This is a genomic window from Kocuria nitroreducens (assembly GCF_042879195.1).
GTDB lineage: Bacteria > Actinomycetota > Actinomycetes > Actinomycetales > Micrococcaceae > Kocuria > Kocuria nitroreducens.
In genome coordinates this window covers 104,812-124,683 of record NZ_JBHZTC010000003.1, presented here as the reverse complement: position 1 = coordinate 124,683, position 19,872 = coordinate 104,812, and the positions used below count along the sequence as shown (strand labels likewise).

Annotated in this window: 20 protein-coding genes; 7 read left to right on the top strand and 13 right to left on the bottom strand. The window is 71.9% G+C overall.

Features of this window, described 5'->3' with window-relative positions:
• Positions 1–2: 2 nt before the first annotated feature.
• Both ACFYE1_RS02785 and ACFYE1_RS02780 read right to left on the bottom strand, forming a co-directional pair.
• Positions 3–530: a hypothetical protein gene (locus ACFYE1_RS02785; protein WP_387739720.1), complete on the bottom strand. Its 528-nt coding sequence runs from the start codon at positions 528–530 to the stop codon at positions 3–5.
• Between the two features lie 618 nt (positions 531–1,148).
• The gene (locus tag ACFYE1_RS02780; RefSeq protein WP_387739718.1) at positions 1,149–2,666 is read right to left on the bottom strand and encodes an acyl-CoA synthetase; all 1,518 of its coding nucleotides are present in this window, start codon (positions 2,664–2,666) and stop codon (positions 1,149–1,151) included.
• 321 nt (positions 2,667–2,987) lie between these two features.
• Here ACFYE1_RS02780 and ACFYE1_RS02775 point away from each other — a divergent pair, with 321 nt between their 5' ends.
• On the top strand, positions 2,988–4,025 hold the full coding sequence (locus tag ACFYE1_RS02775; RefSeq protein ID WP_387739716.1) for a carboxylesterase family protein: 1,038 nt from the start codon (positions 2,988–2,990) through the stop codon (positions 4,023–4,025).
• 77 nt (positions 4,026–4,102) lie between these two features.
• Here ACFYE1_RS02775 and ACFYE1_RS02770 read toward each other — a convergent pair whose 3' ends face one another.
• A complete protein-coding gene (locus ACFYE1_RS02770) occupies positions 4,103–4,561 on the bottom strand; it encodes a MarR family winged helix-turn-helix transcriptional regulator (RefSeq protein WP_387739714.1) in 459 nt (152 codons plus the stop codon).
• A gap of 182 nt (positions 4,562–4,743) precedes the next feature.
• Between ACFYE1_RS02770 and ACFYE1_RS02765 the strand changes: the two genes are divergently transcribed.
• The 4 genes from ACFYE1_RS02765 to ACFYE1_RS02750 are packed head-to-tail and all read left to right on the top strand — an operon-like array spanning position 4,744 to position 8,333.
• A complete protein-coding gene (locus ACFYE1_RS02765; protein WP_387739712.1) occupies positions 4,744–5,715 on the top strand; it encodes an SDR family NAD(P)-dependent oxidoreductase in 972 nt (323 codons plus the stop codon).
• Between the two features lie 10 nt (positions 5,716–5,725).
• Complete coding sequence (locus tag ACFYE1_RS02760; protein WP_387739710.1) at positions 5,726–6,619, top strand: amidohydrolase family protein; 894 nt, start codon at positions 5,726–5,728, stop codon at positions 6,617–6,619.
• Complete coding sequence (locus ACFYE1_RS02755) at positions 6,616–7,812, top strand: acyl-CoA dehydrogenase family protein (protein WP_387739708.1); 1,197 nt, start codon at positions 6,616–6,618, stop codon at positions 7,810–7,812. Before ACFYE1_RS02760 ends, ACFYE1_RS02755 begins: the two co-directional genes overlap by 4 nt.
• A gap of 50 nt (positions 7,813–7,862) precedes the next feature.
• Positions 7,863–8,333 carry a MaoC family dehydratase gene (locus ACFYE1_RS02750; RefSeq protein ID WP_387739706.1) on the top strand — a complete coding sequence of 157 codons (471 nt, stop codon included), beginning with the start codon at positions 7,863–7,865 and terminating at the stop codon, positions 8,331–8,333.
• Positions 8,334–8,422: 89 nt separating this feature from the next.
• Here the strand turns inward: ACFYE1_RS02750 and ACFYE1_RS02745 are convergent, their stop codons facing one another.
• The 10 genes from ACFYE1_RS02745 to ACFYE1_RS02700 all read right to left on the bottom strand — a co-directional run bounded on the left by ACFYE1_RS02745 (position 8,423) and on the right by ACFYE1_RS02700 (position 18,165).
• The gene (locus ACFYE1_RS02745; protein ID WP_387739703.1) at positions 8,423–9,604 is read right to left on the bottom strand and encodes an NAD(P)-dependent malic enzyme; all 1,182 of its coding nucleotides are present in this window, start codon (positions 9,602–9,604) and stop codon (positions 8,423–8,425) included.
• Positions 9,605–9,828: 224 nt separating this feature from the next.
• Positions 9,829–10,449, bottom strand: a complete 621-nt coding sequence (locus ACFYE1_RS02740) for a superoxide dismutase (protein ID WP_387739701.1) — start codon at positions 10,447–10,449, stop codon at positions 9,829–9,831.
• A 116-nt stretch (positions 10,450–10,565) separates the two neighbouring features.
• On the bottom strand, positions 10,566–11,096 hold the full coding sequence (locus ACFYE1_RS02735) for an SRPBCC family protein (protein ID WP_387739700.1): 531 nt from the start codon (positions 11,094–11,096) through the stop codon (positions 10,566–10,568).
• Positions 11,097–11,705: 609 nt separating this feature from the next.
• A complete protein-coding gene (locus tag ACFYE1_RS02730) occupies positions 11,706–12,092 on the bottom strand; it encodes a DMT family transporter (RefSeq protein ID WP_387739698.1) in 387 nt (128 codons plus the stop codon).
• Positions 12,082–12,399, bottom strand: a complete 318-nt coding sequence (locus ACFYE1_RS02725; RefSeq protein WP_387739695.1) for a DMT family transporter — start codon at positions 12,397–12,399, stop codon at positions 12,082–12,084. Before ACFYE1_RS02725 ends, ACFYE1_RS02730 begins: the two co-directional genes overlap by 11 nt.
• Positions 12,400–12,403: 4 nt before the next feature.
• Entirely contained in the window at positions 12,404–14,359 is a 1,956-nt protein-coding gene (locus ACFYE1_RS02720; protein ID WP_387739693.1) for an amylosucrase, read from the bottom strand.
• A 383-nt stretch (positions 14,360–14,742) separates the two neighbouring features.
• Positions 14,743–15,675: an ABC transporter substrate-binding protein gene (locus ACFYE1_RS02715; protein WP_387739691.1), complete on the bottom strand. Its 933-nt coding sequence runs from the start codon at positions 15,673–15,675 to the stop codon at positions 14,743–14,745.
• A 41-nt stretch (positions 15,676–15,716) separates the two neighbouring features.
• Positions 15,717–16,388: an ABC transporter permease gene (locus ACFYE1_RS02710; protein WP_387739688.1), complete on the bottom strand. Its 672-nt coding sequence runs from the start codon at positions 16,386–16,388 to the stop codon at positions 15,717–15,719.
• Positions 16,385–17,059 carry an ABC transporter permease gene (locus ACFYE1_RS02705; protein ID WP_387739687.1) on the bottom strand — a complete coding sequence of 225 codons (675 nt, stop codon included), beginning with the start codon at positions 17,057–17,059 and terminating at the stop codon, positions 16,385–16,387. The genes ACFYE1_RS02710 and ACFYE1_RS02705 overlap by 4 nt, the downstream gene beginning before the upstream one ends.
• Positions 17,056–18,165 carry an ABC transporter ATP-binding protein gene (locus ACFYE1_RS02700; protein ID WP_387739686.1) on the bottom strand — a complete coding sequence of 370 codons (1,110 nt, stop codon included), beginning with the start codon at positions 18,163–18,165 and terminating at the stop codon, positions 17,056–17,058. The genes ACFYE1_RS02705 and ACFYE1_RS02700 overlap by 4 nt, the downstream gene beginning before the upstream one ends.
• Before the next feature lie 118 nt (positions 18,166–18,283).
• Here ACFYE1_RS02700 and ACFYE1_RS02695 point away from each other — a divergent pair, with 118 nt between their 5' ends.
• On the top strand, positions 18,284–18,811 hold the full coding sequence (locus ACFYE1_RS02695) for a 2'-5' RNA ligase family protein (protein WP_387739684.1): 528 nt from the start codon (positions 18,284–18,286) through the stop codon (positions 18,809–18,811).
• A 38-nt stretch (positions 18,812–18,849) separates the two neighbouring features.
• Complete coding sequence (locus ACFYE1_RS02690) at positions 18,850–19,866, top strand: class I SAM-dependent methyltransferase (RefSeq protein WP_387739683.1); 1,017 nt, start codon at positions 18,850–18,852, stop codon at positions 19,864–19,866.
• Positions 19,867–19,872 lie beyond the last annotated feature (6 nt).

Here is a 19,872-nt window from a genome sequence, read left to right as displayed (position 1 = left end):
GGTCAGCCGACCGGGACCGGGTGCTGCACCCCGCCGTGCACGACCGCCAGGACCGGTTCGCCCTGCTCCTCCACGGTCCGCGAGCTCTCCGGCACCAGCATCCACGAGGGGTCGGGGCAGGAGTGGGGCGCGGGACCTTCGGGGACCGCGCTCGAGGCGCCCCGGCCGTCGAAGCCCTCCAGCCGGAAGCCGACGACCGTCCGCCACCACAGCGTGCTCGGCGTGCTCGCGATCCCCCGCGTCTCCGTGATCACCAGGTCCGTCCGCTGCGCCAGGACCTCGGAGGTCCCCGGCCTGACGCACTCCCACGAGATCTCGCTCACCGACTGGGACTCGGCCACGAACTCGAGCGAGGCCGCGTGAGCCTGCAGCGTCTCGTCGTCCCACCCCAGCGCGGCCCTGGCGTCGGCGCCGGTCACGAAGCCGGTGCCGTCCTCGTGGAGCTGCGTGGCCGCCCAGGCCGGCGCCACCAGCCCGATCGACACCCCCGCCGCCGCGAGAGCCGCCAGTACCACGATGACCTTGTGCATGTGCTTCCCCATTCGCCTGTGCCCCGACCCCAGGGACGGACTCCCGGGTCGTTTTTCCGAACGTTAATGCAGGCGCGACGGCGGATCCAGCCGTGTGACCCTTCTGTGACCCCCGCCCGACCTGCGACGACACATGCCGTGCCGCGCAACGCGGCCTCAGACCACAATGTCCCGCTCGGTGGGAACCCGGTGCCCCACGCCCAGGTGGGGCACCTCGGGAGCAGGCCCGTCGTGCTCCTGCGCCTGCTGGGTGGACCGGGCCCCCGGGGCCAGGTCTGGTCCTCGTTCTCGGGGCAGGCGTCGAGATCGGGACCCTCGACCGCGGAGAGGGCCACGGCGTCCTCGGCGCAGCCCTGCAGCCCGAAGCCCGTGACGGCACCCGTCACGGAGGCCCGCTGCACGGTGGTGACCCGGAGCGCCCAGGCCTTCGTCGTCGGCCGCCGCTCCTGCCCGTCCACCGCGCCGGTGGCCTCCTCCACGCACTCCCACGAGGCCGTGGCCGCGCTGACCGTCTGCGCGACGAGGTCCCGCTCCGCGGCGGAGGTCTGCAGCCGGTCGTTGGTCCAGCCGACGGCCCGCGGGACGTCCTGCCGGACCTCGCCCGGCCGGTCTCGCGCCTCAGCCGGCGGCCTGCTCGCGCAGGACGTTCTTGCGGATCTTGCCGGACGCGGTGCGGGGCATCTCGTCCACGAGGCTCAGCGTCTTGGGCACCTTGTAGCGGGCCAGCCGCCCGGCCAGGTGCTCCTGGATCGTTCCCGCGGTGAGCTCCCGGCCCTCCCGGGGGACGACGACGGCGTGCGGCACCTCGCCCCACGTCTCGTCGGGCACGCCGATGACCGCCACCGCGGCCACTTCCGGCAGCTCGAGGATGGCCGCCTCGACCTCCGCCGGATAGATGTTCTCCCCGCCGGAGATGATCATGTCCTTGATCCGGTCCGAGACGAAGAGGTAGCCGTCCTCGTCGAGGTAACCCATGTCCCCGGAGTGGAACCACTCCCCCTCGAAGGAGGCCGCCGCGTCGGGGCGGTTCCAGTACTCCCGGATGACGTTGGGCCCCGAGAGCAGGATCTCTCCCGCCTCGCCCGGACCCACGGGCTCCCCCGCCGCGTCCACGATCCGCACGTCGGAGAAGAAGTGCGGCAGCCCCGAGGAGCCCGCCTTCTCGCGGGACTTGGCCGCGGGAAGGTTGGTGGCGCCCGGGGAGGTCTCCGTCAGGCCGTAGCTGGCGGAGAAGGCCAGCCCCCGGTTCTCGTAGGCGTCGAGGACCCGCATGGGCACCGCGGAGCCGCCGCAGGTGAGCTTGCGCAGGGAGGACAGGTCCGTGGCGTCCCAGTCCGGGTGCTCGCACAGCATCTGGTAGGTGGTCGGCACCCCCGACAGCCAGGTGACACGGTGCCGCTCGATGAGCTCCAGCACCCGGCCGGGCACGAACTTGGACTCGAGCACCAGCGTGGCGCCCTTGAGCAGCGTCGGCAGCACCCCCATCCCCAGCGAGGCCACGTGGAACATCGGCGAGATCATGAGCGCGACGTCGCCGGCCGCCACGTCGTAGTCGACCAGGACGTTGAAGCAGTTCCAGGTGAAGTTGCCGTGGGTCAGGCAGGCCCCCTTGGGCCGGCCGGTGGTCCCGGAGGTGTAGAGGACCACGGCGAGGTCGTCCAGGCCCACCGGGACGTCCTCCGTCCAGGGCTCGGACGCCGCGATCACCGTCTCGAGGGCGGGGATCCCGTCCACGTCCTCCTCGGCCACGACCCAGCGGACCACGTGCGTCAGCTCCCGGGCGGCGGGTGCGGCCAGTCCCGTCAGGGCGGTGTCGTGGATCAGCACCGAGACGCCCGCGTCCTCGAGCTGGTAGCGGATCTCGGGGACGGCCAGGCGCGTGTTGAGCGGGACGAGCACCGCGCCGAGCGCCCCCGCCGCGAACATCGTCTCGAGGAAGGCCGGGCTGTTCTCCCCGAGGAAGGCCACGCGGTCCCCGGGACCCACGCCGCGACCGGAGAGAGCCGTCGCCAGGCGCCGGGACCGGTCGTGCAGCTCACGGTAGGTCAGCGCGCGCTCGCCGTGGACCACGGCCGTCCGGGGCCCCGACTTCTCGAGTCTCCGGACGAGCCAGGATCCCAGTCCCTGATTGCGCATACGATCGTCTCCTCGAACAGTCGTCAAAGCCAATAGTTGAAATCATCCACTATTCCTCCTCCAGAGTAGAGAGCGCTGGATCACGTTGTCCAGAGCCAGGGCTGAAAGGACCGGCGCAACACCGTGGCGCAGCGGCAGGATGGTGCAGGCACGGTGAACCCCTCCCAGGCGGGTGGACGACGACAGGCCGGATTCCGGGATCGGGTCCACGTCTCTGTTCACAGTTGCGGCACAGGACGCGGGTGTGTTCGGCAAAGGCACGAGACCTTCAATGGAGACCGACGCCCCCCAGCCCACGGCATCCCGAGGAGACACCCCACCATGACCATGACCATCGCCACTCACCGAGCCCGCACGACGCTTGCCGCTCTGAGCCTGATCGGGGTGCTGACGGTCACCGGCTGCTCCCCGCAGACCACGGACACCTCGGCAGCGGCCGCCGCCTCCACCGCCACGGCCACGGCCAACTCCGGTACGAGTGACAGCGCGACGTCGAGCGCCCAGGAGAGTGCCGACCTCGAGACCCTCGTCGCCGAGGTGACCGAGAAGTTCGACCAGGCGACCTACACCGACTCCGGGACCGGCCGGTCGCTGCCCTACAACATCTACCTGCCGGAGGACTACGACGCCTCGACGTCCTACCCCCTGGTGCTCTACATCGCCGACTCGAGCCTGGTGGGCCAGGACGTCACCGCGCCGCTGTCGGAGTACGGGGCGCTGATCTGGGCCAGCGACAGCGAGCAGGCGAAGCAGGAGAGCATCGTGATCGTCCCGGAGTACCCGGAGGTGATCATCGACGACCACGGCAGCTACACCACCACCGACTACGTGGAGATGACCGCCCGACTGGTGGCCGACGTCGGAGAGAACTACAGCGTCGACACCGACCGGGTCTACGGCACCGGCCAGTCCATGGGCTGCATGACCGTGATGTACCTCGCCGCGCAGCACCCGGAGCTGTTCGCCGCAGAGCTGCTCGTCTCCGGACAGTGGGACGCCGGCGACCTGGCGAACCTGACGGGCGAGAAGTTCCTGTACTTCGCTGCCGCCGGTGACGAGAACGCCTCCGGAGGTCAGACCGACGTGCAGGGCCTGCTCGACGAGGCGGGCGTCGGCTACGGCACGACAACGCTGGATGCCACGGCGCCGGCCGGCGATCAGGAGGCCGCCATCACCGAGCTGGTCGCCGACGGGAACACCGCGAACTTCGCGACGTTCACCACCGGATCGGTCCTAGAGGCCGCCGGCAGCGACGCGAGCTCCGGAATGGGTGGCAGCAGCGAGCACATGGCCTCGTTCCAGCCGGCCTACGAGATCGCCGCCGCCCGGGACTGGCTCCTCGCGCAGAGCGCCGGCTGAGCGTCCCGGGTTTCCCGCGGTGGGTGGGGTCGAGTTCGCGACCCTGATCCGTCAGGTGCGTCCGGGAGCTCCTGCGGTCAGAAGGCCACCTTCTTCAGCAGCCGGGACAGCTCCTCGCGCTCCACCGGGGAGAGCGGGGACAGCGACTCCGCGGTGGAGTTCTCCACCAGAACCCTGGCCTGGGCGTACAGCGTCCGGCCGGCCGCGGTGGGCGCGATGATCTTCGAGCGGCGGTCCCGCGGGTCGGTCCGGCGCTCCACCGCGCCGCGCCGCTCCAGGTCGTCGAGGATGGCCACGATCTGGCTGGGGTCCAGCACCAGGAACTGGCTGAGCTCGCGCTGGGTCAGCTGCTCCTCGCCGCAGGCCAGCGCCAGGACCGAGTAGTGGCGCACCTTCAGCTCCAGCTGCGCCAGCTTCCTGTTGGCCGCCGAGGATCCCGTCGAGGCGGCGCGGGCCATCAGGAAGACCGGCTCCGCCGTCAGCTCGGTCTCGAGGAGGCGCTCGAGACCGGCGGAGGGGTCGGTGGGCGTGGTCATAGCGTCTCTCCTGGGGCCGGGGACCCCAGTCTACGGAGTCCGTGCCCTCAGCATAGATGGAGGTTCTTAACCATTGACATTATCAACGAATAACGGTGGAATGGGGACGAACCCGGAGCAGGGACGGGCGTCACCCCGTCCGCCGGTCCTCGAGCGACGACCCACAGCGAAGGAGCCACTCCATGGCACAGGACAGCACCGCATCCCCGAGCACCTCCCCTCTCGCCGGCAAGGTCGCCGTGGTCACCGGCTCCGGTCAGGGCCTGGGCCTGGCCTACGCTCAGGAGCTCGCCCGGCAGGGTGCGGCCGTGGTGATCAACGACGTGGACCAGGCGACCGCCGAGAACGCCGTGGCGGCCATCACCGCCGCCGGCGGGCGCGCCGTGGCCGTCGTCGCCCCGGTGGGCTCCACCGAGACCGCGACCGCGCTCGTGCAGGGCGCCGTCGACGCCTTCGGCCGGCTCGACATCCTCGTCACCAACGCCGGGGTGCTGCGCGACAAGTCCCTGCTGAAGATGACCGACGAGGACTTCGACCTGGTGATCCAGGTGCACCTGCGCGGCACCTTCACCTGCGCCCGCGAGGCCTACCGGTACTTCAAGGACAACGCGGTCCCCGGGCGGATCATCACCATCGGTTCCCCCACCGGCCAGTACGGCAACTTCGGCCAGACCAACTACGCCGCCGCGAAGGCCGGGATCGTGGGCATGGTCCGCACCTGGGCCCTGGAGATGCGCAAGGCCGGCGTGACCGCCAACACCGTCATCCCCGTGGCCGCCACCGCCATGACCGAGACCATCCCCTTCTTCACCGCCGCCGTCGCCGCCGACCGCCGCGGGGAGCCGATGCCGGAGTTCTTCCGCAAGGAGCTCGGCTTCGGCACCGCCGCCGACGTCGCCGGCCTGATCGCCTACCTCGCCTCCGACGACGCCGCGCACATCACGGGCCAGGCCATCGGCGCCGGCGGCGACCGCCTCCAGGTCTTCACCCACCCCCGCCCCGTGGCCACCGAGTACCGTGACGGCGGCTGGAGCTTCGAGGCCCTGCGCGAGGCGATGCCGGCGATCCTCGAGGGCAACCTCCAGCCGGTCGGCGAGACCCTGCCCCCGCTGCCGGAGGAACTGAAGCCCGAGTCCGCGACCCAGCAGTCCTAGGAGGACCACCATGCGCTACGAATACGGTCTCGACCTCGCGTCCCTCGACGCGATCGACATGCACGTGCACATCGAGTGCTCCGACCACGGACACCCGTCCCTGCCCGCGGCACTGACCGAGGCCTCCGCGAAGTACTTCAAGTCCGAGGACCGCTCCCCGTCCCTGGACACCGTCGCAGCCCGCTACCGGGAATGGAAGATGGCCGCGGTGGTCTTCACCGTGGACGCGACCACGGCCCTGGGGCACGAGCCGAACTCGATCGAGGAGATCGCCGAGGGCGCGGCGCGCAACAACGACGTGCTGATCCCCTTCGGCTCCGTGGACCCGCTCCAGGACTCCGCGGCGGTCGAGCGGGCGAAGGAGCTCGTCGAGGAGCACGGCGTGAAGGGCTTCAAGTTCCACCCGTCCCTGCAGGGGTTCGACCCCTCCGACCAGCGCTTCTACCCGCTGTATGCAGCGATCCAGGCCCTGCGCGTGCCCGCCCTGTTCCACACCGGCCAGAACGGCATGGGCGCCGGCCTGCCCGGCGGGGGCGGGATCAAGCTGGGCTTCTCCAACCCGCTGCTGCTGGACGCGGTGGCCGCGGACTTCCCGGACCTGCAGGTCATCATGGCCCACCCCTCGGTGCCGTGGCAGGAGGAGGCCAACTCCATCGCCACCCACAAGGCCAACGTGTGGATCGACCTCTCGGGCTGGTCGCCCAAGTACTTCCCCGAGTCGCTGGTGCAGGCCTCCAACCGGATGCTCCAGGACAAGGTCCTCTTCGGCACCGACTACCCGCTGATCACCCCGCAGAAGTGGCTCGGCGCCTTCGAGCAGCAGTCCTTCACCCACGAGGTCCGCCCCAAGATTCTCAAGGACAACGCCGTGCGACTGCTCGGCCTGGACGGAGCACGGCCGTGAGCACCCCGCCGGAGACCGGGCGACTCTACCCCGACTGCGACCCGTACGGGATCGAGGGAAGGCTGACCGAGGCCGAGAAGGCACCCCTGCGCCGGCTGCGGCGGGTGCTCGAGGACGAGGTGCGGCCGCTGCTGGCCGCGTACTGGGAGGCCGGGGAGTTCCCCTACCAGATTGCCCCCTCCCTGCACGGCCTCGACCTCATGGCCCCGCCCGAGCTCACCGCCGACGGCGCGCCGCCCCGGTCGCTGTACCACGGGTTCCGGATCTTCGAGCTGGCCCGCACCGACGCCTCGATCGCCACGTTCTACACCGCCCAGGCCGGGCTGTTCCGCACGGCCTGCCGCGTGGGCGGCACCCCGGAGCAGTTCGCCGCGTGGGACCCCAGGATCACGTCCTTCGAGATGACCGGGGTGTTCTGCCTGACCGAGCCCGAGCACGGCTCCGACATCGCCGGCGGGCTCGCCACCACGGCTCGGCGCGAGGGCGACGAGTGGGTGCTGACCGGCGACAAGCGCTGGATCGGCGGCGCCTTCACCGCCGACCTGCTCGCCGTCTTCGCCCGCGACGAGGCCGACGGGCAGATCAAGGGCTTCCTCGTGGACCGCCAGGCCCCGGGCGTGCGGCTGGAGAAGTTCCCCGGCAAGACGTCCCTGCGGATGATGCAGAACGCCGACATCCACCTCGACGGCGCGCGGGTGCCCGAGTCGATGCGGCTGGGGGCCGTGAACTCGTTCCAGGACGTCGCCGCGATGCTGCGTGCCATGCGCTCCGACGTCGCCTGGATCGCCACGGGCCTCCAGGCCGGCGCCTACGAGGCCGCACTGCGCTACGTGCGGGAGCGCGAGCAGTTCGGCCGCCCGATCGGCAGCTTCCAGCTCGTCCAGGAGAAGCTGGCCCGCATGCTCGGCAACGTCACCGCGTCCCTGACCATGGTCGCCGGACTCGCCGAGCGGCAACAGGACGGCGTCTACCGGGACGAGGACTCCGCACTGGCGAAGATGTGGATCAGCCTGCGCATGCGCGAGACCGTGGCGCTGGCCCGCGAGCTGGTCGGCGGCAACGGCATCACCCTGGCCCACGACGTCGCCCGCTTCCACGCCGACGCCGAGGCCGTCTACTCCTACGAGGGCACCCACGAGATCAACGCTCTCGTGGTGGGCCGGTCGATCACCGGCCGGAGCGCCTTCGTCTGAGCCGCCCGCCCGACGCCACCCACCACGGACACCACCACGGAGGACACGCCATGACCGAAGCCCAGCCCCAGACCGTCGTCGCCTTCGACGAGGTCAAGAACCTCGTCGGCACCGACCTCGGGCACTCCGCCTGGCGGGAGATCACCCAGGACCAGGTGAACACGTTCGCCGACGCCACCGACGACCACCAGTGGATCCACGTGGACCCCGAGCGCGCCAAGGAGGGCCCGTTCGGCGCCCCGATCGCCCACGGCTTCCTGACCCTGTCCCTGCTCATCCCGATGTGGTCCGAGCTCTTCGACGTCACCGATGTGAAGACCAAGGTCAACTACGGCCTCGACAAGGTCCGCTTCACCTCCCCGGTCAAGGTCGGCTCACGGGTCCGCATGACCGTGACCATCACCGACGTGCAGGAGGTCAAGGGCAACGGCCTGCACCTGGTCGCCGACGGGACGATCGAGATCGAGGGCCAGGAGCGGCCCGCCGTGGTCGCGACCTTCCTCAACCGCTTCTACGCCTGAGCGCACCGCCTCCGGGCATGCCACGGCCCGGGTGCCCACGGATCTCCGTGGTCACCCGGGCCGTGGCGGGTCAGCGGGTGTGGACCGGGTCAGACGCTCGTTCCGGCCCGAGCGCACGCCGCCACGGCCTCGGCCACGGCCGGGGCGACGCGGGGGTCCAGGGGGGAGGGCACGATGTGGTCGGCGGTCAGGCCGTCCGCGGCGGCGATCGCCGCGATCGCCCGGGCGGCCTCCAGTTTCATGACCGGCGTGATCCGCCGCGCCCCGGCGTCCAGGGCGCCGCGGAAGATGCCCGGGAAGGCCAGCACGTTGTTGATCTGGTTCGGGAAGTCACTGCGCCCGGTGGCCACCACCGAGGCGTACTTCGCCGCCACGTCCGGCATGATCTCCGGGTCCGGGTTGGCCAGGGCGAACACGACCGCGTCGGAAGCCAGCTCGGTCAGGAACTCCTCCGGGACCTTCCCGCCCGACACCCCCACGAACACGTCCGCGCCCTCGAGGGCGTCCTTCGGCCCGCCGATCAGTCCGCGCGGGTTGGTCCGGGCCGCGTAGCCGGCCTTGATCGCGTTGAGGTCGTCGCGCTCCCGGGAGACGATGCCGCGGGAGTCCAGCAGCACCACGTCGGCGATGCCCTCGGCCAGCAGGATCTCGGTGATCGCGATCCCCGCCGCCCCGGCCCCGGCGATGACGACCTTCAAGCCCGCCAGGTCCTTGCCCACCAGGGTCGCGGCGTTGAGCAGGGCGGCCAGGACGACGACGGCGGTGCCGTGCTGGTCGTCGTGCATCACCGGGACGTCCAGCTCCTCGATCAGACGCTGTTCGATCTCGAAGCAGCGCGGGGCCGAGATGTCCTCGAGGTTCACCGCCCCGAAGGACGTGCGCAGGATCTTGACGGTGCGCACGATCTCGTCGACGTCCTGGGTGTCGAGCACGAGCGGGATGGAGTCCAGGTCCGCGAAGGTCTTGAACAGGGCCGCCTTGCCCTCCATCACCGGCAGCGACGCGGCCGGCCCGATGTCGCCCAGGCCCAGCACGGCGGAGCCGTCGGAGACCACCGCCACCAGCCGGCCGGCCCAGGTGTGGGTGTTCGCCATGGCCGGGTCGGCGGCCACGGCACGGGAGACCTCGGCCACCCCGGGGGTGTAGGCGATGGACAGGTCACGGCGGGTGGCCAGCGGGGACTTCGAGACCACGGAGAGCTTTCCGCCCTCGTGGGCGGCGAAGATCTCCTCGTGCGTGATCGGGCCGGACTGCTGATTCTCGTCGCTCATGCGGGGTCCTCGTGCTCTCGTCGTCGAGTGCGAACAGGGTCCCGACCATTGTGCCCTACGGCGGAGACCCGCCACCTCTCGCGTGACGCCCTGGGACCTCCGCAGTGCGTGCCGGAGCCGGACGCCGCAGTGCCCCGAACAGCACAGGGCCCCCGGTACCGTGCGGTCCGGGGGCCCTGCTCGCGGGGTCGCACGCGCGCGGCGCCGACGGTGCGGGGCGGGGATCAGATGATGGACCGGCCCCCGGTGCGCGCCTTCTCGAAGCGCTCCTGGACGTCGGCCCAGTTCACGATGTTCCAGAAGGCCTTGACGTAGTCCGCCTTGACGTTCCGGTAGTCGAGGTAGAACGCGTGCTCCCACATGTCCAGCTGCAGCAGCGGGATCGTGGCGACCGGCACACCGTTCTGCTGGTCGTACATCTGCTCGATGACCAGATTGCCGCCGACGGGCTCGTAGGCGAGGATCGCCCAGCCGGAGCCCTGGATCGTGGTGGCCGCGGCGGTGAAGTGGTCGCGGAAGGCGTCGAAGGACCCGAAGTGGTCCTCGATCGCCGCGGCGAGCTCACCGGTGGGCTTGTCGCCGCCCTCCGGGGAGAGGTTCTGCCAGAACACAGAGTGGTTCACGTGGCCGCCGAGGTTGAACTGCAGGTCCTTGGACAGCTTGGCCGCGGCGGCGCCGTCACCGTTCGCGCGGGCCTCGGCCATCTTCTCCAAGGCGGTGTTGGCACCGGCCACGTAGGTGGCGTGGTGCTTGTCGTGGTGCAGCTCCATGATCTTCGCCGAGATGTGGGGCTCGAGCGCCGCGTAGTCGTAGGGGAGATCGGGAAGGGTGTACTTCTCGGCCACAGGAGAATCCTTTCGATTGCTGTCGTGTGGTTCCACCCTCGTCCCGCGCGCGAGCAGGGGTCAAGGAGGTTCCGCCACCAGCGTACGGCCCGTTCCCGGGCCGGCTGCGCCGGGGCTCAGAAGAAGTCGGGCGGGCTCTCGAGCGGGCAGCGGGGCGGGTCCGGGGTCAGCGGGGACGGGGCGGTGAACTCGTAGTCGCCCGTCTCGATCATCCGCTTGAGCGTCTCGAGAGCGTGCTGGGCGCTCCGGCGGGAGGTCGGTTCGAGCAGGTGCCAGAGCCAGGCCTTGGACTCCGTGAACCGCCCGTCCACGACCTTGCGGATCCGGGTCCCTCCCTCCACCTGCTCCCAGGTGATGGTCACCAGCAGATCCACCACGCCCTTGGTGGTGCGCATTCCCAGGCGCCGGCCCGGGACGTGGTCGGAGACGATGTTCACGAAGGAGAAGTGGAAGGGGCCGACGCGGACCGTGGACTCGATCGACGTGCCGAGCTGCAGCACGGCCGTGCTGACCTGGTAGTTGCGCTCCGGGATGAGATTCCAGCGGCGCAGGCAACCGGGATCGAGCAGGAAGCGCTCCACCAGGGGCGGATCCGCCGCGACCACGGCGGTGTCCACCAGCCGGAACGTCGTGGTGCCCTTCAGCATGGTGTCCTCTGCTCCCCGGTCGGGTCCGCGCCCCGGGCGGACGGACGGCGCGCACGGACGGGGGAAATTCGCATGTGCACACAACTACTCTAGTGACCGGCCGCCGCGACGCCCGGCCCGTCGGGTGCACAGGGGGTGGAGAAAGTTGTCCACAGGTGTGGAGGAGCGTGGTCGGGAAGCGAGCACGGGTGCTCCCTGTGCCTGGCGAGCGGCGCCGTTCCAGGTCAGCATGCGGTCGGCGGAGTCGGCAGGACCGTAATTCCACCGGTGGAAGTTATCCACGCTGTGGACAACTCCTGTGGAGAAGCTGTTGAGAAGACCGTGCCCGGACGTCACGGAGCGTCGCACAGGACCTCAGCGGACCCCCGAACATCACGACCAGCAGGGTGCAGGTGGTCAGCCGGCCCGTCCAGCGGCCCGTCCGCACCGCGGTGAGGGCCGCCACGAAGAACGTGGTGGTGGCGAGCAGCCCGAACTGCGCCGCGGTGAGCTTCCAGGTCCGCGATCACGAGGGGCTCGTCGCCGAGAGGCTGTGGGTCAGCAGCGGGCCCACCGCCATCGTGGCGGTGAGCACGAGCCTGAGGTGCGGCCCCGGCCTGCGGTCCCGGGTCACCGGTCCTTCCCCGGGGACGCCCGGTCGGCGGCGTGCAGTCCGACGACGCAGGCGACGATCCCGGCGAGGCAGAGGGCCTTCGCCCAGGAGATGTGCTCCTGCCCCGTTCCGGCCGCCCACGCGACCGTGAGCACGGCGCCGATGCCCGTCCATACGGCGTAGGCGGTGCCCATCGGCACCACCCGGGCGGCGCGCGCCAGGGTGAGCATGCTCAGCGCCAGGGTCACGGCGAAGAGCAGGACCGGACCCGGCCGCGAGAAGCCCTCGGACGCGCCCAAAGCGGTGGCCCAGGCCGCTTCCAGGACCCCGCTGACCACCAGCAGCGCCCAGGCACGGGCTCGCCGGTCCCGCACGGCCTGCGCCGCCCCGGTCTCAGCCGACAACCTTGAGCCCGATCACGCAGCCGACGATGCCGAGCACCAGCAGGATCCTGAGGGGCGTCGCGGACTCGCGGCCGGTCAGCATCGACCAGGCCACGGTCAGGGCCGCTCCGATGCCCACCCAGACGGCGTACGCAGTGCCCGTGGGCAGCTCGGCCATGGCGTAGGCGAGCCCGGCCAGGCTCACGGTGGCCGTCACCGCGAACACCGCGGCCGGCACGGGCCGGCGGAGGCCGTCCGAGGCCGCGAGGGCGGACGCCCACACCGCCTCGAGGACGCCCGAGAGCACCAGCACCGTCCATGCACCCACGGGGTCAGCGCTTCGGGACCGCACGGATCCAGAGGAATCCGTGGGCGTCGAGGAGCAGGCCGTGGCGCAGGTCGAGCTCGGTGTTGCCGTGCAGCTCGACGGCCTGGGGCAGGAACCCCGAGAGGGTCTCGCCCGTGACGAACTGGGACCAATCGGAGAAGTTGGCCAGGCACAGCACCACCGTGTTGCCGCCCGGGCGCTGGTAGCCCAGCACGTGGGGGTTGCGCGAGTCGAACGGGACGAGCGTGTTGCCGTCGAACTCCGGGGAGTTCCGGCGCAGCTCGACCATCCGGCGGATGCCCCCGAAGATCCGGCCCTGCACGGAGAACAGCTCGTGGCGGCGCTCGTAGTCCTGGACCGGCCGCGGCGGGCGGTGCACCCACCGGGCGTCACCGGCGTGGTCCGGGTCCTCGCCCCAGGCGGGGTCGTTGAGCTGGCCGACCTCGTCCCCCAGGTACAACAGGGGGATGCCGCCGGTGCTCATCGCGACGGAGTGCGCGAGCAGGACGCGGTCCACCGCTGGGCCCGGGTCCTCGGCGAGGCCGAGCAGCGAGGCCGTGGTCCCGCACACGCGGCAGTCCCCCGTGCGGGGGTTCTCCTGGAACGGGACGCCGTCCGCGAAGCTGCCGGGGTGGCGGCCGGTGTAGAAGGCGTTGAGGAAGCGGCGGTGGTCCTGGCCGTTCACGCCCAGCCGGGCGGCGTCCTCGTCCGAGAACGTCCAGCCGATGTCGTCGTGGCCGCGCACGTAGTCCACCCATGCCGTGCCGGGCGGGAGGGCGTGGCGCTCCTCGAGGGCCTGCGCCAGCAGCCTCGGCTCGCGGGTGGCCATCGCCTCCCACGTCAGGGCCATCTGGAGCGGGTTGTAGGACAGCTGGCACTGTCCCGGCTCGATGTACCGGGCGACCTCGTCCGGGTGGACGATCGCCTCGGACTTGAACAGCACGGCCGGCGCGGCGATCCGGCACAGCGCGTTGTACGCGCGCAGCAGCACGTGGGCCTGGGGCCGGGACTCGCACGTGGTGCCCAGCTGCTTCCAGATGAACGCGACGGCGTCCATGCGCAGGACCTCGACGCCCTGGGCGGCGAGGAAGAGCAGCTCCGCGGCCATCGCCCGGAAGACGGCGGGGTTGGTGTAGTTGAGGTCCCACTGGAAGGAGTAGAACGTGCTCCACACCCACCGGGGGTCCTCCTCGGTCGCCCGGACCCGCGTGAAGGAGCCGGGGTGGTCGTCCGGGAAGATCTCCCGCGTGGTGCGCTCGAACTGCTCCGGGACGGTGCGGTCCGGGAAGATCCAGTAGTAGTCCTCGTACTCCTGCTCCCCCGCAGCGGCCCGGCGCGCCCACTCGTGCTCGTCGGAGGTGTGGTTGAAGACGAAGTCGAGGACCAGGCTGATCCCGTTCCGGCGCAGCTCGCGGCTCAGCCCGGCGAGCTCCTCCATGGTCCCCAGCTTCGGCTCCACGCGGCGGTAGGACGACACCGCGTAGCCGCCGTCCGAGTTGCCCTCCGGCGCCTCGAACAGGGGCATGAGGTGGAGGTAGGTCAGGCCCAGTTCCCGGAAGTACGGGATCTGCTCCCGGATCCCCTGCAGGTTTCCTGCGTACCGGTCCACGTAGCAGACCCCGCCGAGCATCTGCCGCGCGCCGAACCACGCGGGGTCCTGCTCGCGCCGCCAGTCCAGGGCCTTGAGGTCGTCGGGGCGCTCGGCCCAGGAGCGCGCCAGCTGCAGCCCGAGCTCGCCGAGCTGCTCGAGGAAGTCCTCGCGGTGGCCGTAGATCTCGGCGAAGAGCAACGTCAGCTGAGGGAAGTGCTCGTCGAACCGGCGGTCGAAGTCCGTCCATCCGGTGCCCGGCAGGTCCGCCGGGCGACGTTCCTGCACCTTCTGGCGTACGCACGCGGTGATCACGCGTGCCTGGTTCTCCGGCGACAGGCCCGGGATCCCGGGCGTACTGGTGGTGGGCACACTGCTCCTTCGGTCGTCCACCCCGGGGCGGGGCGGTCTCCGAACTCGAGATCCTCCTTGACGACGAGCCCTCGGATGGTCAGGGACCTGCTTGCACCGGTCGGTGAGCGCGGTCCGCCCCTCAGCATACTGATGCGCCCCCGGCTTTTCAGCGGTTGGCCCGGGCGTTCCTCCACATGCCTGTGCACAGAGTTGTCCACAGGTGTGGACGAGCCCTGGGGACACCGGTGGAAAGGCCCGCCGCGGCCTTCCCCGGGGCGGGCCTGCGGGCCGGCCGGCCCCGGGGCGAGGTCGCCGCGCGTGTGGAGAACCCTGTGCAGGGCGGGTGCCGCACCTCGGGAGCACGGACCCAGGCAGCACGGACCCGGGACGTGGCGCAGGGCTCAGTACCCGTTGGCGGAGAGCCACTCCTGCGCGGCGTCGGCCGGGCTGACCTGGTCCTCGCCGCTGACCTGCCGGTTCAGGTCGATGAGGTCGTCCGTGGTGAGCCTGCCGGACAGCTCGTTCAGGGCGTCCACCGCCTCCTGGGGCAGCCGGTCCGCCGCGGCCAGCGGCAGGACCTGCTGGGCGATGAAGTTGTTCTCCGGGTCCTCCAGCACCACGAGGTCGTTGTCGGCGATCGCCGGGGTGGTCGTGAAGATGTCGGCGACGTCCACGTCGCCGTTCAGGAGGGCCTGGACGGTGAGCGGGCCGCCGCCGTCGTTGATCGGCTCGAAGGACTCCGGCACGCAGCCGTGCTTCTCCTCCAGGCCGTCGAGGCCGTAGGCGCGCTCGGCGAACTCCGGCGGACCCGCGACGACCAGCTCCCCGCACACCTCCGCCAGGTCCGCGATGCTCGTGAGCCCGTACTGCTGCGCGGTCCCGGAGGTGACCACCATGGCGTCCTTGTTCTCCGCCTCGGAGGCCTCCAGCACGGTCAGGCCCTCGGGCAGCGCGTCCGGCAGGGCCGCCACGATCTCGTCGGCGGAGCTCGCGGTCGCCTCGGGGTCCGCGAAGAGCAGGAGGTTGCCCGAGTAGTCCGGGACCACGTCCACGGACCCGTCCTGAACGGCGCCCACGTAGGCCTCGCGGGCCCCGATGCCCAGGGACGTCTCCGTCTCGACCCCGGCGGACTCGAGCGCACCGGCGTAGAGCTCGGCCACGATCTGGCTCTCCGGGAAGTCGGCGGAGCCCACGGTCACGGTCTGTGAGGACGCGGTCGCGGACCCCTCCTCCTCGGCGAGGGGGTCGCCGCCTCCGCAGGCGGTCAGGCCCAGCAGCAGGGCGGCGCCCAGGGCTGGTGCGGTGGCGCGGCGCAGCACGGGAGCGGTGGTCATGGTGGTTCTCCTGTCGGTCGGTGGCACGGGACGTCGGTGGGTCAGGGAGCGGCGAGGCGCAGACCCGGCGAGGTGGACAGCCGCTGGGCCAGCCCCAGGACGGCGTCCACGGCGAGCGCCAGGACGGCCACGAGCACCACGGAGCCGAGCATCCGGTCGTAGTCGCGCACCGCCAGGCCGTCGATGAGGTAGCGGCCGAGGCCGCCGAGGTTGATGTAGGCGACCACGGTCACGGTCGCCACGACCTGCAGGGCGGCGTTGCGGATCCCGCCCAGGATCACGGGCAGGGCGTTGGGCACCTCCACGCGGGTCAGCACCTGGCTCCCGGTCATCCCCATCGCCGCCCCGGCGTCCTTGAGGGCCGGGGACACGTTCGCGACCCCGGCGTAGGTGCCCGACAGGATCGGGGGGATCGCCAGCAGGACGAGCGCGATGATCGGCGGCACCAGGCCGAGCCCGAGCAGCAGGGTGAAGAGCGTGAGCAGACCCAGCGTGGGCAGGGCGCGCAGCGCACCGGCCAGGCCGACGACGACGCCGGAGCCGCGCCCCGTGTGCCCCACCCACAGGCCCAGCGGGACCGCCACGGCCAGGGCCACGGCCATCGTCATGCCGCTGTACGTCAGGTGCTCGAGGATCCGCGCGGGGATGCCGCCGGACCCGGACCAGTTCTCGGGATCGGTCAGCCACGCCAGGGCGGCACCCACGAGGCTCATGCGACCGCCCCTCTCCGCACGCGCGGGACCGGGGCCGCGCCCGCCCGCTGCCAGCGCGTCAGCGCGTGGCCGGCCCCCCGCAGCACGAGGTCGAGGAGCACCGCCAGCACCACGGTCAGGACGATGCCCACCGCGATCTCCTCGAGGATGGACCGTCGCAGCCCGTCGGTGAACAGGGTGCCGAGGGACTGCACGCCGATCACGGCGCCCACGCTGACCATGGAGATGTTGCTGACGGAGGCGACCCGCAGCCCGGCGACCAGCACGGGCACGGCGAGGGGCAGCTCGACCGCGAAGAAGCGCCGCAGGGGGCGGTAGCCCATCGCGGTGGACGCCTGCAGGATGTCGCGGTCCACGGACTCGAAGGCGTCCACGGAGGAGCGCACCAGGATGGCCACCACGTAGACGGTCAGCGCCACGACCACGTTCACCACCGAGGTGATCTGCGTGCCGAGGAGCAGGGGCAGCACCACGAACAGGGTCAGGGACGGGATGGTGTAGAGCAGGGAGGAGCCCGTGACGAGCACCGGGCGCAGCGTGCGGTTGCGGGCCGCGAGCCGGGCCACCGGGACCGCGATCAGGGCGCCGAGCAGCAGGGGCAGCACCGACTGGACGAGGTGCGTGCCCGTGAGCTCCAGGACGTAGGGCCAGTTCCGGCTCGTCCAGGTCACCGGGGCGTCCGTCCGCCGAGCCGCGCGTCCTCGATGGCCGCGATGATCTCCCCCGGATGCATGATCCCGACCGCACGGCCGTCCTCGTCGACGACCACGGCAAGCCCCGACGGCGAGGACAGGGCCGCGTCCAGGGCGCTGCGCAGGGAGCTGCCGGGCCGGTGCAGGGTGCCGCCGACCACGGGGTCGTCCTCCGCGCCGGGGCGCACCCAGCCGCGGGGGGCGCCGTCGTCGTCGACCCGCAGCATCCACCCGTCGGGGACGCGCCAGTCCCCGGCCCCGACCACGCCCTGGATGCCGTCCGGGCGCACGGTGGCCACCGGGTGCACGGGGATGTCGTGGGCGGAGTCGAAGGTCAGGGAGCGGAAGCCGCGGTCCCGGCCCACGAAGTCCGCCACGAAGTCGTCGGCCGGCGCGCGCAGCAGCTCCTCCGGGGTGGCGTACTGCGCCAGACGCCCGCCCGTGGCGAAGACGGCCACCCGGTTGCCGAGCAGGACCGCCTCGTCGATGTCGTGGGTGACGAACACGATGGTGCGGTGCAGCCGGCGCTGGAGGTCCAGCAGCTCGCCCTGCAGGTCCTGGCGCACCACGGGGTCCACGGCGGAGAACGGCTCGTCCATCAGCAGCACCGGTGGATCGGCGGCGAGCGCCCGGGCCACGCCCACGCGCTGCTGCTGACCGCCGGAGAGCTGGGAGGGGTAGCGGGAGCCCAGGGCCTCGTCGAGCCCCACGGTGGTCAGCAGTTCGCGGGCCCGTTCCCGCGCCTGCTTCTTCGGGACGCCGTTGAGCCGGGGGACGGTGGCGATGTTGTCCACCACGGTCCGGTGCGGCAGGAGACCCGACTGCTGCATGACGTAGCCCATGGAGCGGCGCAGCTCGTGGGCGGGCACGGACGTGACGTCGCGGCCCTCCACCGTGACGGTGCCGGAGGTGGGCTCCACCATGCGGTTGATCATCCGCAGGGAGGTGGTCTTCCCGCAGCCGGAGGGCCCCACGAACACGGTGAGGGACCCGCGGGGGATCTCGAGATCGAGGGCCTCGACGGCAGTCGTCCCGTCCGGGTACGTCTTGCCGGCGCCCTCGAAACGGATCGCGATGTCGGTCATGGAGGTCCTCCCGTTGCCGTCCGGCCAGTATAGGCAAGCGCGGCGGACGCCCGGCTAGACTCGCGTCCACCGGAAGCGGCTCCCGCGGGACCGCCGGCCGACGCGGAGGAGGTGGACGATGCACAGCCTGGAGCTGCTGCTCGGCGAGGACGCCGAGGCGGCCGTGCGCGCCGACTGGCACCGTCTGGCCGAGGCGGGTCTGCCCAGCTCCGGCCGGCACCGCTCGGCGTCCAACCGCCCCCACATCACCCTGGTGGCCGCCCCGTCCCTGGCTCCGGAGACCGTGCCGGGAGTCGACGATCGGGTCGCCGCGGCCGCCGGGTTCGTGGACCTGCCGCTGACCAGTGCGGGCGTGCTGCTCTTCGGTCCGGGCCGGGGCGGCTACGTGGTGGTCCGCCAGGTCGTGACCACCCCCGAGCTGCTCGAGCTGCACCGGCGGGTCTGCGCCGCCGTGGGCACGGTCCCCGGGCAGGCGCGCACCTCGTTCCCCGGCGCCTGGACCCCGCACGTGACCCTGGCGCGCCGGATGCGCCCGGACCAGGTGGCCGCCGCGCTCGACGTCCTGGCCCCGCACCCCGAGCCGTTGCGCGCCGTGGCCCTGCGCCGCTGGGACGCGGACACCCGCACCGTGGTGCACCTGGCCTGAGCGCCGGCCCGTTGGCCGGCCCGTGAGGAGGAGATCCCGTGGCAGCACCCAGCGAACGCGCGGCCGGTGCCGTCTTCCGCCTCGTCCAGGCGGGCCTGTTCCCGGCCGCGGTGCTCGCCTACGCGGTCTTCGTCGTCCGGTTCCTCCGCGCCGCGCGCCGCGCGGGCACCTCCGCCACCGTGACGGCGTCTCTGTACACCCGGTACCTGCAGCACCGGCTGGGCACTCGCCCGGACGAGCTGGCCGCACGGCTGTTCCTCGCCATGCCCGGCGTCTCCCCGGGGGCGCTGGCCGTGCTGACGGCGCCCACCCGGGCGGCGCACCGGCTGACCGGGCACGTGCCGGCGATCTACCGGTGGCCCTACGAGGGGGAGCCTCCGCTGCGGCACCAGAGCGCGGCACGGACCACCTTCTACGACACCGCTCTGGCCCGCCACCTCGACGGCGCGGGGCAGCTCGTGGTCCTCGGTGCGGGCTTCGACACCCGGTCCTACCGGCTCCCCGCCGGGACGTCCCTGCGGTGCTTCGAGGTGGACGAGCCGAGGACCCAGGAGCTCAAGCGCACCCTGGTGCGCGCGGTCGGCGCGGATCCGGGGGCCGTCGTCCACGTGCCCGCCGACCTCCTCGCGGAGGACTGGTGGGAGCGGCTGCTCGCGGCCGGCTTCGAGCCCGCCCGGCGCAGCGTCTTCCTCTGGGAGGCCGTGACGATGTATCTGGACCTCGCGGCGGTCGAGGGGACCCTGCGCCGGATCGCCGGCACCGCGGAGGGCACGGCCGTGGCCTTCGACTTCTTCTCGGCCCAGGTCCTCGAGTCCCGGTCCCTGTTCCTGCGCTGGGCCCGGGCGGCGACCGCCTACACCGGCGAGCCCCTGGTGCTGGGCCTCGACACCGCTCCCCCGGCCCGGCAGCGGATCGCCGCGTTCCTCGCGGCGCAGGGACTGGTGCTGGAGGAGTACCGCGCCTTCGGGCCCGGTGCAGGCGACCGGCCGGACGCGGCCGGCTTCGCCGTCGCCGTCGTGGGCCCGCGAGGACGCCCGGCTCCGCCCGCACCGTGATCCGGC

Excerpts from the sequence above, each read along its gene's own strand:
- ACFYE1_RS02765 (WP_387739712.1), top strand. The coding sequence starts at position 4,744 with ATGGCACAGGACAGCACCGCATCCCCGAGCACCTCCCCTCTCGCCGGC.
- ACFYE1_RS02780 (WP_387739718.1), bottom strand. The coding sequence starts at position 2,666 with ATGCGCAATCAGGGACTGGGATCCTGGCTCGTCCGGAGACTCGAGAAG.
- ACFYE1_RS02785 (WP_387739720.1), bottom strand. The coding sequence starts at position 530 with ATGCACAAGGTCATCGTGGTACTGGCGGCTCTCGCGGCGGCGGGGGTG.
- ACFYE1_RS02735 (WP_387739700.1), bottom strand. The coding sequence starts at position 11,096 with ATGCTGAAGGGCACCACGACGTTCCGGCTGGTGGACACCGCCGTGGTC.
- ACFYE1_RS02770 (WP_387739714.1), bottom strand. The coding sequence starts at position 4,561 with ATGACCACGCCCACCGACCCCTCCGCCGGTCTCGAGCGCCTCCTCGAG.
- ACFYE1_RS02775 (WP_387739716.1), top strand. The coding sequence starts at position 2,988 with ATGACCATGACCATCGCCACTCACCGAGCCCGCACGACGCTTGCCGCT.
- ACFYE1_RS02750 (WP_387739706.1), top strand. The coding sequence starts at position 7,863 with ATGACCGAAGCCCAGCCCCAGACCGTCGTCGCCTTCGACGAGGTCAAG.
- ACFYE1_RS02745 (WP_387739703.1), bottom strand. The coding sequence starts at position 9,604 with ATGAGCGACGAGAATCAGCAGTCCGGCCCGATCACGCACGAGGAGATC.
- ACFYE1_RS02760 (WP_387739710.1), top strand. The coding sequence starts at position 5,726 with ATGCGCTACGAATACGGTCTCGACCTCGCGTCCCTCGACGCGATCGAC.
- ACFYE1_RS02710 (WP_387739688.1), bottom strand. The coding sequence starts at position 16,388 with ATGAGCCTCGTGGGTGCCGCCCTGGCGTGGCTGACCGATCCCGAGAAC.
- ACFYE1_RS02715 (WP_387739691.1), bottom strand. The coding sequence starts at position 15,675 with ATGACCACCGCTCCCGTGCTGCGCCGCGCCACCGCACCAGCCCTGGGC.
- ACFYE1_RS02700 (WP_387739686.1), bottom strand. The coding sequence starts at position 18,165 with ATGACCGACATCGCGATCCGTTTCGAGGGCGCCGGCAAGACGTACCCG.
- ACFYE1_RS02695 (WP_387739684.1), top strand. The coding sequence starts at position 18,284 with ATGCACAGCCTGGAGCTGCTGCTCGGCGAGGACGCCGAGGCGGCCGTG.